The sequence below is a fragment of the Alkalihalobacterium alkalinitrilicum genome (assembly GCF_002019605.1).
Taxonomy (GTDB): Bacteria; Bacillota; Bacilli; order Bacillales; family Bacillaceae_F; genus Alkalihalobacterium; species Alkalihalobacterium alkalinitrilicum.
Genome location: NZ_KV917368.1, coordinates 3064136 through 3078717 on the forward strand (window position 1 = coordinate 3064136; position 14582 = coordinate 3078717).

Annotated in this window: 19 protein-coding genes; 7 read left to right on the plus strand and 12 right to left on the minus strand. The window is 38.2% G+C overall.

Annotated features, from left to right (window positions below; genetic code table 11):
• Positions 1 to 2: 2 nt before the first annotated feature.
• Together BK574_RS14750 and BK574_RS14755 are read right to left on the minus strand one after the other, a co-directional pair.
• A complete protein-coding gene (locus tag BK574_RS14750) occupies positions 3 to 452 on the minus strand; it encodes a DUF3939 domain-containing protein (RefSeq protein WP_078429126.1) in 450 nt (149 codons plus the stop codon).
• A gap of 178 nt (positions 453 to 630) precedes the next feature.
• Complete coding sequence (locus tag BK574_RS14755; protein ID WP_075388127.1) at positions 631 to 825, minus strand: gamma-type small acid-soluble spore protein; 195 nt, start codon at positions 823 to 825, stop codon at positions 631 to 633.
• 191 nt (positions 826 to 1016) lie between these two features.
• On the opposite strand from BK574_RS14755, the gene BK574_RS14760 reads away from it, so the two are divergent.
• From BK574_RS14760 to BK574_RS14775, 4 genes are all read left to right on the plus strand, one after another.
• The gene (locus tag BK574_RS14760) at positions 1017 to 1238 is read left to right on the plus strand and encodes a cytosolic protein (RefSeq protein ID WP_075388126.1); all 222 of its coding nucleotides are present in this window, start codon (positions 1017 to 1019) and stop codon (positions 1236 to 1238) included.
• A gap of 172 nt (positions 1239 to 1410) precedes the next feature.
• On the plus strand, positions 1411 to 2562 hold the full coding sequence (locus tag BK574_RS14765) for an LL-diaminopimelate aminotransferase (protein WP_078429127.1): 1152 nt from the start codon (positions 1411 to 1413) through the stop codon (positions 2560 to 2562).
• A 12-nt stretch (positions 2563 to 2574) separates the two neighbouring features.
• Positions 2575 to 3537, plus strand: coding sequence for an NADPH:quinone reductase (locus BK574_RS14770; protein WP_078429128.1), 963 nt, complete (start codon positions 2575 to 2577; stop codon positions 3535 to 3537).
• Positions 3538 to 3602: 65 nt separating this feature from the next.
• Positions 3603 to 3938, plus strand: coding sequence for a hypothetical protein (locus BK574_RS14775; RefSeq protein WP_075388123.1), 336 nt, complete (start codon positions 3603 to 3605; stop codon positions 3936 to 3938).
• A gap of 643 nt (positions 3939 to 4581) precedes the next feature.
• On the opposite strand, the gene BK574_RS14780 is transcribed toward BK574_RS14775, so the two are convergent.
• Genes BK574_RS14780 through BK574_RS14810 form a run of 7 tightly spaced genes read right to left on the minus strand, consistent with a single transcriptional unit; the run spans position 4582 to position 10185 of the window.
• Complete coding sequence (locus BK574_RS14780; RefSeq protein WP_078429129.1) at positions 4582 to 5112, minus strand: chromate transporter; 531 nt, start codon at positions 5110 to 5112, stop codon at positions 4582 to 4584.
• Positions 5109 to 5675, minus strand: coding sequence for a chromate transporter (locus BK574_RS14785; protein WP_075388121.1), 567 nt, complete (start codon positions 5673 to 5675; stop codon positions 5109 to 5111). The genes BK574_RS14780 and BK574_RS14785 overlap by 4 nt, the downstream gene beginning before the upstream one ends.
• Positions 5676 to 5691: 16 nt before the next feature.
• On the minus strand, positions 5692 to 7305 hold the full coding sequence (locus BK574_RS14790) for a gamma-glutamyltransferase family protein (RefSeq protein WP_078429130.1): 1614 nt from the start codon (positions 7303 to 7305) through the stop codon (positions 5692 to 5694).
• Between the two features lie 33 nt (positions 7306 to 7338).
• Positions 7339 to 7992: a 5,6-dimethylbenzimidazole synthase gene (gene bluB / locus BK574_RS14795; RefSeq protein WP_078429131.1), complete on the minus strand. Its 654-nt coding sequence runs from the start codon at positions 7990 to 7992 to the stop codon at positions 7339 to 7341.
• A gap of 12 nt (positions 7993 to 8004) precedes the next feature.
• Positions 8005 to 8763: an SDR family NAD(P)-dependent oxidoreductase gene (locus BK574_RS14800; protein WP_078429132.1), complete on the minus strand. Its 759-nt coding sequence runs from the start codon at positions 8761 to 8763 to the stop codon at positions 8005 to 8007.
• A 4-nt stretch (positions 8764 to 8767) separates the two neighbouring features.
• Positions 8768 to 9853, minus strand: a complete 1086-nt coding sequence (mutY, locus tag BK574_RS14805) for an A/G-specific adenine glycosylase (protein ID WP_078429133.1) — start codon at positions 9851 to 9853, stop codon at positions 8768 to 8770.
• A gap of 17 nt (positions 9854 to 9870) precedes the next feature.
• Entirely contained in the window at positions 9871 to 10185 is a 315-nt protein-coding gene (locus BK574_RS14810) for a hypothetical protein (protein WP_075388116.1), read from the minus strand.
• Positions 10186 to 10338: 153 nt separating this feature from the next.
• Between BK574_RS14810 and BK574_RS14815 the strand changes: the two genes are divergently transcribed.
• On the plus strand, positions 10339 to 11322 hold the full coding sequence (locus tag BK574_RS14815) for a metal-dependent hydrolase (protein WP_078429134.1): 984 nt from the start codon (positions 10339 to 10341) through the stop codon (positions 11320 to 11322).
• Between the two features lie 129 nt (positions 11323 to 11451).
• Here BK574_RS14815 and BK574_RS14820 read toward each other — a convergent pair whose 3' ends face one another.
• The gene (locus BK574_RS14820) at positions 11452 to 11718 is read right to left on the minus strand and encodes a YfhJ family protein (protein ID WP_078429135.1); all 267 of its coding nucleotides are present in this window, start codon (positions 11716 to 11718) and stop codon (positions 11452 to 11454) included.
• A gap of 145 nt (positions 11719 to 11863) precedes the next feature.
• On the opposite strand from BK574_RS14820, the gene sspK reads away from it, so the two are divergent.
• Together sspK and BK574_RS14830 are read left to right on the plus strand one after the other, a co-directional pair.
• Complete coding sequence (gene sspK / locus BK574_RS14825) at positions 11864 to 12010, plus strand: small, acid-soluble spore protein K (protein WP_075388113.1); 147 nt, start codon at positions 11864 to 11866, stop codon at positions 12008 to 12010.
• A 46-nt stretch (positions 12011 to 12056) separates the two neighbouring features.
• Entirely contained in the window at positions 12057 to 12203 is a 147-nt protein-coding gene (locus BK574_RS14830) for a YpzG family protein (RefSeq protein WP_075388112.1), read from the plus strand.
• 123 nt (positions 12204 to 12326) lie between these two features.
• Here the strand turns inward: BK574_RS14830 and BK574_RS14835 are convergent, their stop codons facing one another.
• Together BK574_RS14835 and BK574_RS14840 are read right to left on the minus strand one after the other, a co-directional pair.
• Positions 12327 to 12635 (minus strand): YfhH family protein, encoded by a 309-nt coding sequence (locus BK574_RS14835; RefSeq protein WP_078429136.1) that lies wholly within the window; start codon positions 12633 to 12635, stop codon positions 12327 to 12329.
• Between the two features lie 207 nt (positions 12636 to 12842).
• On the minus strand, positions 12843 to 14522 hold the full coding sequence (locus tag BK574_RS14840; protein WP_078429137.1) for an L-lactate permease: 1680 nt from the start codon (positions 14520 to 14522) through the stop codon (positions 12843 to 12845).
• Positions 14523 to 14582 lie beyond the last annotated feature (60 nt).

The window sequence follows — 14582 nt, forward strand, 5'->3', positions numbered from 1 at the left end:
GCTTAACCATTTGGACGCCGATGTGTAACTAAACGGTCATTGGGATCGATATATAAAGGATAATCTAGCTGCTCATGATGTAAATATTCTTTAATTAGAAAATAACTAATTCGAAATGCTGGATCTCCAGGGATAACTGGCATTTCATTCTTTTCACTTATATATTGATCGACTGCATATTGAACTTTATCAATTGTTCTTGCCTTTTCAGCGTCTTCAAATACTTCAAACGTCTCTTTTGACATATAAAATTTTTGTTTCGGTAAACCTTTCAAGATTTTTTTTAGCAAGTCAAAGTTAATGGAATGATCATCGTTTACTAACGAACGTAATGACACCCCTATCGGCATATTACTCGCACATTGCTTTATTGCCTGCCTGACTTCATGAATCGTTACCTCTATTTCTTGTAGTTCCTCTTCCTCCTTCTTCCGTTTCTTCTTCCAAAACATGATGTTCTCCTTCCCCAACAAACCGTTGAGTTTATCTCCTACTACGCTTCAAAAAAATATTATCTCTATTATTATACAGTTTTCAAATTTATTTTAAAATGAATAAGGTAATTATTTATGTATATAGAAAAAGGCACTTTCTGAACGTCTCTCAGAAAGTGCCTAGCGTCAATAGTAATTATTGACTTTGTTGGTTTGATGAAGCTTGGTTTTTACGAGCTGCCGATTGCTGGTTTTGCTGACGAACTTCTTGTGCGTCAGTTTCACTAGCAAATTCAGTGTTCTGGCTTTGCCCTTGAGCTGAAGCAGCGTTTTGCTGTCTCACTTTTTGAGCATTAGTTTTTGATGCTTGATTTTGTTGGTTGTTATTCATGAGTCTCACCTCCACAAACATTAATTTATCCTGGTGAAGTTCTTTTTATCCAAAAAATTTTTAAGTTAATTTTGTTTTTTTCTTTAAAATAGTTTTAGTAATTTTTTAATAAGCTTCTTTCGTATGACGCATAGGACGAGTGACTCACAGAAACACTATATATACTTAAATGAATAAGGAGGCACAATGATATGTATGTAGGTCGTGATATGACTGAACTTTCCATGATGTCAAAAACGGATTGGTCTGACAAAGAGTTAGCTTATTTTCATAAAAATCTCCAACAAATAGCGCCATACTTAAACTCAGAAGGCGTTACAATCCACCGCGAAATTATTAAGGAAATTGAAAACAGAGGTGGATTTAAACAAGAAGCCGATTACGAACATGGCAGTCAAATTCACTATGATTAGTTTTCTTAGGCTAACTCATAACTGTTCCTCTTTTTTTACGAGCGTAAAAGGGGAATGCTACTTGGGTTAGCTTTTTTTTTTAGATAATACATACTAATAACGAGTAAATAATAGGCATCCGTTTAATTTTCCGATAGAATATTCTATAAAGGGAATGTTTGGGGGAAAAAATATGTTAACACCATCACAAAGGTTAAACCACTTAACGACTAGTATATTTTCTGATATGGCCGAGAGAAAAAAGGAAAAAATCAGTCAAGGAATACAAATGATTGATTTAAGTATTGGCAGTCCAGATTTACCACCACCTCTCAACGTAAGAAAACGTTTTGCCGAGGAAGTACTTGATGACTCTTCGTATCAATATGCAATTAAAAGTACTGAGGTCTTTAATGAGGCTGTCGTTTACTTTTATAAAGAACGCTATAACGTACATATACAATCAACAGATGTTCTTCAACTGATGGGCTCACAAGATGGCCTAGCACATATTGCGTTAGCTTATTTAGATAAAGGTGATGTCATTATTGTTCCTGATCCTGGCTATCCGATATATTCTGCCTCCGCTCATATTGCTGGGGCGGAAATTTACTACCTACCATTAACAGAAGAAAATAAGTTTATGCCAAGTTTAGAATCGATTCCAGAAGATATTCGCAAGCGTGCGAAGTTAATGATAATGAACTATCCAGGTAATCCTACAGCAGCTCTTGCAGATCGAAATTATTTTGAAGATATAGTAGAGTTTGCGTTACGAAATCATATCTTAATCCTACATGATTTCGCATATTCAGAGCTTATTTTTGATAACCAGGAACCATTAAGTATTTTCTCTATACCTGGAGCGGAAAAAACCGCCATTGAATTTAATTCATTGTCGAAAAGCTTTAATATGGCTGGAGCAAGAATTGGTTATGTTATAGGTGACCCAAGCTTTCTTAAACCACTCGCTGTGTTAAAATCACACTTAGACTATGGAGTGTTCTTACCGATACAACAAGCAGCTGTTGAAGCTTTAACTGGAGATTTCGCCTTTTTAGAACAACATTGCCAGATCTATGAACAACGTCGAAACGTTTTTATTCATTCCTTACATGAAATTGGCTGGGATGTTCGTCAACCTGACGGTGGGATGTTTGTCTGGGCTAAAGTGCCTTCCCGCTATACATCGATAACCTTTTCACTCGCTGCATTAGAAGCAGGAGTTGTAGTGACACCAGGAAATGCATTTGGAAACGCTGGAGAAGGTTATGTAAGAATCGCTCTAGTGCAAAGTGAAGAACGCCTAAAAGAAGCTGCTAAAAGATTAAAAACGATTTTATAGGAGGAGAAAAAAATGAAAGCCGTTGCTTATCAAAAATATGGTGGACCTGAAGTTCTGGAAGTTATTGAAGTTGAAAAGCCAGTGCCCAAAGAAGGGGAAGTCCTTATAAAAGTAGGAGCAAGTGGAGTTAACCCTGTAGATACATACTTTAGATCTGGAGTACGACCTGTTGATCATTTTCCATATATCCCCCATTTTGATCTAGGTGGAACAATCGCTGAAGTAGGCCCAAATGTAGAAAAATGGAAAGTTGGTGACCGTGTTTGGGGGACGAATATCAATGGGACATCTGCAGAATATGTAGTAGCTACGGAAAGTAACATTTTTTCACTCGCTGATCATCTAAGTGAAGAAGATGGAGCAGCCTTGTCTATGGCCTTTATGACAGCTTACATCGCATTGTTTCATCGCGCTCGCATTTCAGCAGGCGAAACCATCTTAATTTACGGAGCTGCAGGAGCAGTTGGAAATGCCGCGGTTCAATTAGCAAAAAACCATGGAGCTACCGTAATTGCTACTGCTAGTTCTTCTGGGAAAGCTAAAATCGCACAAGATGCTGGAGCAGATAAAGTGATTCTTTACACTGAAACGAGTCTTGTGGATGCTGTTCAAGAGTTTACCAACAATAACGGGGTTTCAGTTATTCTCGATATGTCCTTAAGCGAAAATATAGAACAGAATTTTGAAGTGTTAACATATGGTGGGAGAATTGTAACGATCGGTTCACCGAAGAATAATACCCCTGTCCTACCGTGGCGCTTACTTAATATGAAAAATGCCTCATTGATTGGCGTACTTTTGTTTACATCTGATCCTAAGGAGTTTAAAGAAGCTGGTGAAGAAGTTTCTCAGCTATTTGCAGAGAAGAAGTTAACTACACATATTGCAAAAGTATTTAATTTTGAAGAGGCGCAAGAAGCTCATCAAGCGTTAGAAAGCAAAAAGTATAGTGGAAATATCTTGATTAAGCCATAATAAATGTTTATAAAAACTCCCTCTTGCAAAACCTAACAAAAATAAGGTAAGGGGGAGTTTTTTTCATGGAAAAAGACATTTATTACGTTAACTTAAATCCAATAAGTATGGACAACATAAGTAGGACACCTGTACACGATGGACAAATGATCGAATATGAAATTGAAGCTTCAGATGAACAATACCGTCAACTACAAGACTTACTAAAAGAAGTACAAGAGCATGACCTAGAATTAGCTGACCTTTTTACATTTAAACATTTTAATGAAGAATTTGCTGAGGCTGACCGCAGGGAAACCCAGCGTGGACTAAACCAAGTGTACCGAAAAATTTATGAACTCGGCACTCCAGAAACGAAAAAAGCACTTGAAGAAATTCATTTAATGGATAATGATGAATAGTCTTAAATGAACAAATACACGACTTATCGATAGTAGTGGCGAGAGTCGAATGTCTAGCTCGGCTTCATAACCTCACAATGGCCATTCTCGTGCAATTTCACCTGGAACGGGAACTAAAACAGTTTTTGAGTTCCCGTTCCTTTTTGGTTTCCTCTGGCTCGGGTATCATAGGCGCCTTGTTCCCGCGCCTACCTCGGTTCCCCCTGCTCGCGGGCATCATAAAAGCTCATAGTGACCGTCCGAGTAGGAAACCAGGCGATCGTGGTCACTATGAAGAGGTCATAGTGACCGTCCGAGCAGGAAATCAGGTGAGAGCGGTCACTATCAAGAGCTCATAGTGACCGTCCGAGCAGGAAATCAGGTGAGAGCGGTCACTATCAAGAGCTCATAGTGACCGCACGAGTAGGAAACCAGGTGAACGCGGTCACTATAAAGAGCTCATAGTGACCGCGCGAGTAGAAAACCAGGTGAACGCGGTCACTATGAAGAGGTCATAGGATTAAATCATTGTAACTTCTTTTACACATAAATATGGACTTGACTCTCGTTTCCCCTGCTCGCGGGCATTATAAGCGTCTCTTAGTCCCGCGCCTACCTCGGTTCCGCTGTTCGCCGACTCCTCACCACTATAATATATAAATTTTCAACCTAAAAAAACTGCACCATAAACAAGCGCACCAGCAATAACCAACGCAGGGTGAACTTTCAACCTTTCTAGAAGAAAAAAGCTGATTACAATTAATAACCCTGTTTGCCATATGCCCGTGGCTTCATAAGAAGAAGCGAAAAAGCGGTATGCCAGTACACCTAATAATACGGCAATCGTTGGTCGAATAAGCATCGTCATTTTTTTGACTTTGGGTGAATGTCGATATTTATATAGAAGACTTAATAAAGCAATCATTAAGACAAGAGACGGAGCTACGGTTGCAAACACACCCACTGTTGCACCAAGCACTCCTGCTTGTTCATATCCTACAAATCCAGCCATCTTCGTTGCAATAGGGCCAGGTAATGCATTTCCTAATGCTAGTACTTCCCCAAATTCATCTACTGTCATCCATCCATACCGATGAACGACTTCATGTTCAATTAAAGGAATTGAAGCTGGGCCTCCACCATATCCAATGATGCCAGGAATAAAGAAGGCGATAAAGATTTCTATATAAATCATGAACTGTCAGCCTCCTTATCACTAGTTGCATTTTTCCTACCTACAAGGGCATACGTTAGGAGAATTGCTATCACAATTCCAGGATGGATCCCCAGAAATTCAATAACTACTAGTGAAAGAATAACTAAAGCCGATGTTTTCCACCAACCGAGTCCTTCTTTTCCCTTATCAAAAAACTGCCAAGTTAACACGGCCATCATTACACCAACTACTGGTAGGACGCCATGTGTCATCCCTTGAACCCAAGCTTGATCCTTATAAGCTGATAATGATGTTAAGAATACGATCATTAGAATGATTGTGGGAACAATTGAAGCAATTAAAGCAGTTAACATTCCCAGATATCCACCAACGCGATAGCCAATATAACCTGCCATCTTCGTTGCAATAGGACCAGGTAATGTATTTCCAATTGCTAAAATATCACCAAATTCCTCATTATTCATCCATCGAAAACGTTCAACAACTTCTTTCTGAACAAGAGGGATGGACGCTGGCCCACCCCCATAACCAAATATCCCTACTCTAAAAAAAGCGATAAAAATTTCCCACTGTAATTTCATTTTGATTTTTCCCCTCTTACCAAACAGCAATTGCTCCATCTGTACGCATCTCAGTTCCGCCAGCTAACACTCCAGTTTTAGGATCTCTCCATATAATCTGTCCTCTACCAAAGCTGCCTGAATGAGACGCAATTTGAACTTGATGTCCCTTAGCTGTTAAGGCTTGTACCAGATGCGCAGGCATTGATTGTTCTACTAAAATCGTTTTATCTTTCATCCATTGCCATCGCGGAGCATCTAGAGCTGCTTGCGGATTTAAATGGAAATCTATAGAATTCATCACTACTTGCATATGACCTTGGGGTTGCATAAACCCACCCATAACTCCAAACGGTCCTACTGGCTCTTCGTCTTTTGTTAAGAACCCTGGAATAATTGTATGGAACGTCTTCTTATTAGGTGCAAGAGCATTATCATGCGTTGGATCCATTGAAAAGTTATGACCACGATTTTGTAAACCAATACCAGTCCCTGGAACAACTAGACCAGAACCGAAGCCCATATAATTACTTTGAATGAAAGAAACCATATTTCCTTCCTCATCAGCTGTTGCTAAATAAACCGTTCCACCTCTAGGTGGGTCTCCTGCTTCAGGCAATAATGCTTCCTCGCCAATAAGGTCTCTTCTTGCTTTCGTATATTCTTTAGAAAGAAGTTCTTTAACTGTCGTTTTCATATCTTTGTGCTCAGTTATATATTTCATACCATCCGCAAATGCTAGCTTCATCGCTTCAATTTGTTTATGTAATGTGTCTACACTATCACGATGAGAAAACTCATAACCTTTTGCTATATTTAACGCCATAAGTGCAACAAGCCCTTGACCATTTGGCGGGATTTCCCACACATCGTAACCCCGATAATTGACACCAATCGGATCAACCCATTCTAATCTATAATTCTCAAGATCTTCTTTACGAAGAAATCCACCATATTCTTTTGAAAATGCATCGATTTTATCGGCAATTTCCCCTTTATAAAAAGCTTCTGCTTTTGTTTCAGCAATCGCTCTTAACGTTTTGGCGTGCCCTTTCGATGACCAAACTTCACCAACTTCTGGTGGTCGACCATCAGGTGCAAAGGTTTCAAACCAATGTTTAAACTCGTCGCCACTTAACTGTTTTTTATAACTGTTATAAGCCCCCTTCCAGAAGTATGCTAAAATCGGTGATAATGGGTAACCATTTTCAGCATAGTCTATCGCTGGTTGCAGCACTTCTTTTAAAGATAATTTACCGAATTTTTCCGATAACTCTGCCCAAGCAGCTGGTACACCAGGAACAGTTACCGGAATCCAACCAAACTTCGGAATTTCCTCATATCCTTTTTCTTTTACAGCATCAATGGAAATCGAACTTGGTGATGGACCACTGGCATTTAATCCATGTAACTTTCCTTTTGTCCATACTAGAGCAAATGCATCTCCACCAATTCCATTTGATGTAGGTTCAACGACAGTTAAACATGCTGCTGTTGCAATCGCAGCATCGATCGCATTACCACCTTTTTTCAATATGTCTATACCAGCTTGGGCAGCTAGTGGTTGAGATGTTGCAACCATTCCTTTTTTACCATACGTCACCATTCGTTGCGATGAATATGGGTACTCGTTTCCTTTATTTAAAAACATATATAAATGCCCCCTTTTTTATCTCTCGTTTGTCTATTTTACTTGGTTCCCCCATTTTTCTGCAAAAATAAGTCCCTCTAACTGACGCCTTTTTTCCCAACCTTCAGCTTCCAAAATTGGTTTTTCAGGATAGTTTGTAGTATACCCGATTGACAAAAGGGCTATAGGATCAATATGGGGTGGGATGTTTAATATATCTTTCACATCATTTTTCTTATAAAAACTAACCCAACCTAACGCTAAACCTTCCACTGTTGCAGCAAGCCACATATTTTGGATCGCACAAGCAGTTGACATTATATCGGTTTCTGGGATAGAGTTTCTTCCTAATACATGGGATCCTCCCCGCGTTGGATCACACGTAACACAAATTGTAATAGGTGCTTCTTTTAATCCCTGTACTTTTAAGCCAAGAAACTTTTGGTGTCTTTCATCTTTATCTTCATAATGAATTGCTAGAGCTCTTTTTTCTTTATTTGCAGCCCAAGCAAGCTTTTCTTTTATTTCTTGTGTTTCAATAATAATAAAGTTCCATGGTTGCATAAACCCCACTGAAGGCCCATCGTGCCCTGCCTGAATAATGTTCATAATTGCTTGTTGAGGAACCTCTTTATTCGTAAAAGTCCTGACATCTCGCCGGCGCTTAATGACATCATATAATGTTTGTTTTTGTTCTTCTGAGTACATCCCATTTCCCCCTTAAAAATTTGAATTTGATTGACCACCATCGACATTCAACGTGGCACCAACTACCCAAGATGCTTTATCGCTCGCGAGGAAGAGGACTGCATTTGCCACTTCTTCTACTGTTCCAAAACGACCAGCAGGTATTTCACTTTCTACAAACTGATTAATTTTTTCAGGATTTTCTTCTAACCGTTTTTGCCAGTTACCCGTTGAATGTAAAATCGATCCAGGTGCAACGCCATTCACTCTTACTCCCTCTTTAATCACTTCATCTGCAAGAGATTTCGTAAAACTAATCATAGCTGCTTTAGCACTATTATAAGTAGGCTTCCCTCCTGATTCTCGGCCAAAGATTGAGGAGATATTGACAATACTTCCACATTTCTTTTCCTTCATGAATGGTAACGCCAGTTTACTAAAATGAACGGCTGAATAGAAATTGAGTTGCATTGCTTCTTCAAACAGAATTAAGTCTGTTTCTGAAGTTGTTGAACCATTACTACCACCAACATTATTCACCAAAATATCAATCGTTCCAAATTCTGAGATAAACTTTTGAAATGCTACCTCTCGTTCAGAAGCATTCATTAAATCTGTAGAAATACAGACTATACTTCCTAACTCCTGCTTCACTTCCTCTAACACAGTAATATCTCGTGCCATAATGGCTACTTTAGCACCTTCTTGAATGAAAGCTTTGGCAATCGCTTTGCCGATTCCTTTAGAGCCACCAGTCACTAAAACTACTTTATTCTCTAAATTTAGCTTCATTTCATCACCTTCTTATTTGTTGTGCAATAATTTTCTGATGCGATACTGGGAACGGAAAGCTTTCAATCGAATTCTCGTTTACCCACCTTATGTTATCATTATCTATTGGTTTTTCTGATAAGATTGTCCCCTCATAGACGCTAATACTCCAAATGAGATGAGAAAAAACATGCTTTACCTTTTGTACAATTTCACCAACTTCAACCGTCATCGCGTACTCAGTTTTTAAATATTCACGTAGACTTTCATGTTGTTGTTTAGCATCTTTTATTGTTTCGATATTAGGGAATTGCCATAGTTTTGCTAACAACCCTGTTTCAGGACGACGCTCAATTAGAACTTCACCAGTGTTATTTCTTAAAACAATTGCAGCCATGTCTTTGGCTTTCACTTTCGTTTTTTTCTCTTTTATAGGTAAGCTTTTTTCTTTTCCTGCATGATAAGCTCGACAATATTCACGAACAGGACATAACAAACAACCTGGTGATTTCGGCGTACAAACAAGGGCTCCTAACTCCATTAATCCTTGATTAAACTCAGAAGGTTTTTGTTTGGAAATCATTTTAGAAAGTGCACGCTCAAAAATCGTTCTTGTCTTAACTTTTCCGATATCTTCTTCAATTAAGAGTACTCTAGAAATAACACGCATCACATTTCCGTCCACTGCAGGTTCAGGTTTATTATAGGCAATACTTAAAACGGCACCAGCGGTATAAGGCCCTACTCCCTTTAGTTGACTGATTTTTTCTTTAGTATCAGGTACCTTACCTCCATATTCTTCAGCAACTTCTCGAACCGCAGCTTGTAAGTTTCTTACTCTCGAATAATAACCTAATCCTTCCCAAGCCTTTAATATTTCCTGTTCTTCAGCAAACGCTAGGTCCTGCAGTGTCGGGAATTTCTGTATGAAATTATTGTAATATGGAATCACTGTATCAACTCGCGTTTGCTGAAGCATAATTTCAGAAACCCAAATCCGATATGGATCTCTTGTTTTTCTCCATGGTAAATCTCGTTTATGTTCTTCAAACCAGTTCACTAATTGTTCTTGAAATCCTTTTGTGTTAAATTCTTGTAGTATTTCAGTCAAACTTAACCCTCCAGCTTTTACACTTCTCTCTTCGCACGAAATGCCCAACAGTGAATTTTTTCTTTTCCACCATCCACCATTGAATGTATTTTACTAAAAAGGTGATGGTCTTCGTCTTGACGTAGTTTTTTTAGAGCGACATAATGGGCTTCTGTCGGAACTTTAAACATTTCAACATATAAATGAGGTTGATCTGTAGCGACGAACCATTGAATTTCAATCGCTTCAAAGCTAGGAAGTTCTGCAATAATATGCTCCATAACTTGTTCGTATTCATGAATGTTTTCTTGTTTTATTCTGTACTCCATAAAAATTTGTAAAGATTGTGTCATAATCTTAGTTCCCCCTTTTTAATAACATCAATTTCGGGTATAAATAAAGTAATGACTTTTTTTAGAGTATATAGGTATTGCTCATACTAAGGTTTTCATAAGAAAGGTTTTCTTATCATTATTCAAGCTTCACCGAAAGGAGGTAATTCAAACTTGGATACAGGAACTCACGTCGTCATGGGAATTGCTCTCGGTGGGCTTGCTACATTAGATCCTGTCGTTGGTAATGATCCAATTATGAGACAAACCGTAATGGTAGCAGCAATTATTGGTTCGCAAGCACCTGATTTTGATACCGTTCTTAAATTTAGAAATAACGCTGTTTACATACGCAACCATCGTGGAATTACACACTCTTTACCCGCTATTTTAATTTGGCCATTTATCATTGCAGGTGGAATTTCGATGTTAGTTCCTGAAGTGAATTATTTACATTTATGGATTTGGACATTTATAGCTGTATTCCTTCATGTTTTTGTCGACATTTTTAATGCATATGGAACACAAGCTCTACGACCAATTAAGCATAAATGGATTGCGCTTGGGTCAATTAACATCTTTGATCCCTTTATTTTCTTAGTACATGTTGCTGGAATTATTTTATGGCGCTATGGATTTAATCCTGGATATACTTTTTTATTTATTTATTTCGTTCTTATACTGTATTACATTTGGAGATTTCAAGCACGCAATAAAGTCATTGCTCATGCTAAGTCTCTCTACCGAAATGCAACTCATGTGTTTATTTCGCCTACATTTCGCTGGAATCAATGGCATTTAGTTATAAGAACAACGGAAAAATTATATGTTGCTGAATCGAGAAATCATAAAATAAATTTCTTTGAACAATTTCCTTTTGAACCCATTCCTGATGACCCTATTATCAATGCGGCTAGAAAGGATGAAAACTTGTCCGCATTCCTTTCATTTTCTCCTACATACCGATGGGAAGTTGAAAGGTTCGATAATTATTATGAAGTCCGTTTTATTGATTTAAGATATCGCAGCAAGGGCCATTACCCATTTGTTGCAATTGTTCAGCTTGATGATGATCTTCAAGTGCTTAGCTCATACACAGGTTGGGTATATAGTGAAGAAACATTGAAACGGAAACTTGAACTCTCCACACAATCATAAGGTTGACTCAAGTGTCGAATTACTTTTTGTATATGTTCACACAGAAAAGTACTCAAAAGACACTAGGTCAACCTTTTGTTTTATAAACATGATTTTGATTGTTAATATTAGAGTTTTTATTATCCAACACTAATTTTTAAAAGGGTCGTCTTCCAATAGAAATTTAAACTTTTCATTTTTGGAAGCATACTCATGTAAATGTGGACCATAATTTTTTAGCCACTGCATGACAATTTGTTCCGTTAGATCTTGTCCTTCATACGTACTTCCAGCTTTAGCACGAGTGGACTCAAAATCTTCCCACAAGCTTTCTACCCATTTTCTTGCCTGTCCATAGGACAACTTCTGATTTCGATCGAGCAACTGTTGAGCTAACCGTTCAAATCGATCATTCACTTAACATACCTCCCCTAACATTTATTGTCTATTATAGAATGGCTTATTATTTCTCATACTAGGAAGGAAGCAAATCAAGCAAGTCAGTTTTGCTTCTAGAGTTTTGGTCTTCACACTAGTTGTATTTCAGAAGGAGGGTTCACCGATGCGTAACAAAGAGAAAGGATTTCCACTGCGAAAATCATTTTCGGGAGAACCAAGAGCGAAAGAGGAATATTCTTCAAAGCGTGCCGATGGTACTATTAGAGATCATCCGCAAGAGCGAATGAAGCAATCCAATCAATCTCGATAATGATGAAATGATATCATTTCTCTAAGCTACTAGGAGGTGTTTTACCTTGCATAAGGTAAGAGGAAAAAACTATGCTGATCCATTTCAATCTCCACGAGCGAATCCAAAGCATGCCTTCCATCAAGTGAACGGTGAAACTGAAAGAGGCCTTCACAACTATGTTTTAAAAGTCCAAACAAGAAAACGTTCATAGGCTTTTGAACGAACAATCTTCACAAACCTTTTCCTTCCTTATTTAAAGGAGAAGCAACTCCTCTGCTTCTCCTTTTTTTCTTTATGAAAAACTAAATTTTTTCGCTTATATTTTGTTCACACTTTATTTATGTTTCAAAACGGAAATAGGAACTCCTTCAAGCTCACTGCCACCATTTCGATAACCCCAAGCAAATCGCCCATTCATATAAGAAATTAAAAATCGCGATAGTTCATCTACCATTTCATATGTTTCTCCTGGTTGATACTCATCTGGGTTGAGTAAGTAAGCTTTTGCCATAATCATTTTTCGTTCATAAACAGCAAATTCACTAGCCATTCCCATTTGTTCAGCTTTTTTCGCTTTTTCATTTAATTGAGCAATTTCATTTTTTAATTCATACTCAGTCATTTCACTATAACGTTTTTCCATATATTACGCCTCCATCGGCTTATTCAAATCATTCTTAATTATAGTCGATTTTAGGAAGTAGGACCAGCGAACTCGTTCCATCAAGCTGGAACATTGGGAAATCATATGGGGTCTGGATTGTCGACTCCACCTAATTAGAACTTCCCATCTACGCTACGCTAAGGGGTAGTAGTCTATACCCTAAAAACTAAACGAGGATGACAAAACTTATAAAATGAGATAGGCAAAAATTAACCCGATTAAGCCTGAGCAAATGATATAATATAGCATTGGTAATAATGTTAACCGAATAATGGGTCCTTCTTTACCTAACAATCCCACAACTGAAGCGGCAGCCACCACATTTAAAACACAGATCATATTCCCACCATTCGCACCAAGTACTTGTAAAGCAAGAATTAATCTTGGTTCAACACCAATTTGGTCTGCAACACTAAACTGAAAAAGAGCAAACATCATATTACTAAACGTTGCACTGCCAGACACAAAAGATCCAAGTGCACCAATAAAAGGTGCAACAAGTGGCCAACTACCCCCTAAAGCAGTAGAAGCTGTGTTCGCCAATTCCATTGGCATGCTAACAAAACCAGATTTATTAACACCAGAATTAATAAATATTCGGACCATTGGAACAGCAGTAAACAAAGTTACCGCACTTCCCACAACAGCTTTTGTAGATGAAAACATCGTTGTCTTGATTTTCTCTCTATTCATTTGGTGTATAAAAAAGGTAATCAAAACAACTAACACAAAGATCGTTCCAGGTAAGTAAAGCGGTTCTAAACTTGTACTAATATTTGTATTTAATATATTCGGCCAGCTTAGTTGCACTGACTGAACCCACGCTTTAAACGGTAAACCATCTAGACGTGTTAAGACGAGAAATAAACCAACGAGAAGATAAGGAATCCACGCTATCACTAGGTTTAAAGATGGTCCTTTTTGTTCCTTTTTATTGGAAGTCAGTGCTTTTCCAATCCACTCAGGTGACCAGTGTTCACTAGGAGCAAAATCCCACACTTGTTCTTGTTTCGGAAGTAAGAATCCTTTTTTAGCAGCTGGGACAACAAGGATAAGCCCTATTAACCCTCCAAAGATAGATGGGAACTCAGGACCTAAAAATAAGGCAACCACTAAAGCTGGGACGGTAAAACATATCCCTGCAAATAAAGCAAACTTCCAGACTTCAAATCCTTCACGCCACGATTTATTTTCACCAAAAAATCGGGTTAACATGAGGACGAGAATAAGTGGAATAAACGTTCCCACAAAAATATCAATTTGCATAACTTGTGCTCCGACACCTTTTACATATTCCCCGATTAGACTACTGTCCTTTATATAAGGCGTAACGACAGCTGCTATTTGAGAACCTTCTTGTAAACCTTGTTCTATACCTACTATTATAGGTGTACCAACCGCACCAAAGGACACAGGACTACTGTCTGCAATCAAGGCTAATACAACTGCGGCTAATGGGGGGAAACCAAGGGCAACGAGTAACGGGGCTCCAATTGCTGCTGGCGTTCCAAAGCCAGCGGCTCCTTCAATGAATGCACCAAACAGCCAAGCAATAATAATAAGTTGAACTCTCCTATCTGCACTAATCCCTAAAAAACTGTTGCGAATAGTGCCTATGGCACCGCTTAACTGAAGGGTATTTAATAATAATATGGCACCAAACACAATATATAATATAGAGGAGCCAATAATAACCCCTTCTATAATTGCAGCTACTATTTGAACAAAGGGAACAGTCCAATATATATATGCTAAGAAACCTGTTGCCACTAAACTAATCGGGATTGCTTTAACTGCAGGCATTCTCAATACGACTAAAAATAATAACACTGAAACAATTGGAGTTAATGCAACGATAGTACTCATGAGAACTACTCCCTTTCTCAAAGCAACATTTCTATCTTAACATTAGATATTGTTCACTAA

What these genes read in the sequence shown, in the direction of transcription:
- BK574_RS14750 (WP_078429126.1), bottom strand. Translation starts at nt 452, where the DNA reads ATGTTTTGGAAGAAGAAACGGAAGAAGGAGGAAGAGGAACTACAAGAA.
- BK574_RS14755 (WP_075388127.1), bottom strand. Translation starts at nt 825, where the DNA reads ATGAATAACAACCAACAAAATCAAGCATCAAAAACTAATGCTCAAAAA.
- BK574_RS14760 (WP_075388126.1), top strand. Translation starts at nt 1,017, where the DNA reads ATGTATGTAGGTCGTGATATGACTGAACTTTCCATGATGTCAAAAACG.
- BK574_RS14765 (WP_078429127.1), top strand. Translation starts at nt 1,411, where the DNA reads ATGTTAACACCATCACAAAGGTTAAACCACTTAACGACTAGTATATTT.
- BK574_RS14770 (WP_078429128.1), top strand. Translation starts at nt 2,575, where the DNA reads ATGAAAGCCGTTGCTTATCAAAAATATGGTGGACCTGAAGTTCTGGAA.
- BK574_RS14775 (WP_075388123.1), top strand. Translation starts at nt 3,603, where the DNA reads ATGGAAAAAGACATTTATTACGTTAACTTAAATCCAATAAGTATGGAC.
- BK574_RS14780 (WP_078429129.1), bottom strand. Translation starts at nt 5,112, where the DNA reads ATGATTTATATAGAAATCTTTATCGCCTTCTTTATTCCTGGCATCATT.
- BK574_RS14785 (WP_075388121.1), bottom strand. Translation starts at nt 5,675, where the DNA reads ATGAAATTACAGTGGGAAATTTTTATCGCTTTTTTTAGAGTAGGGATA.
- BK574_RS14790 (WP_078429130.1), bottom strand. Translation starts at nt 7,305, where the DNA reads ATGTTTTTAAATAAAGGAAACGAGTACCCATATTCATCGCAACGAATG.
- bluB (WP_078429131.1), bottom strand. Translation starts at nt 7,992, where the DNA reads ATGTACTCAGAAGAACAAAAACAAACATTATATGATGTCATTAAGCGC.
- BK574_RS14800 (WP_078429132.1), bottom strand. Translation starts at nt 8,763, where the DNA reads ATGAAGCTAAATTTAGAGAATAAAGTAGTTTTAGTGACTGGTGGCTCT.
- BK574_RS14810 (WP_075388116.1), bottom strand. Translation starts at nt 10,185, where the DNA reads ATGACACAATCTTTACAAATTTTTATGGAGTACAGAATAAAACAAGAA.
- sspK (WP_075388113.1), top strand. Translation starts at nt 11,864, where the DNA reads ATGCGTAACAAAGAGAAAGGATTTCCACTGCGAAAATCATTTTCGGGA.
- BK574_RS14835 (WP_078429136.1), bottom strand. Translation starts at nt 12,635, where the DNA reads ATGGAAAAACGTTATAGTGAAATGACTGAGTATGAATTAAAAAATGAA.
- BK574_RS14840 (WP_078429137.1), bottom strand. Translation starts at nt 14,522, where the DNA reads ATGAGTACTATCGTTGCATTAACTCCAATTGTTTCAGTGTTATTATTT.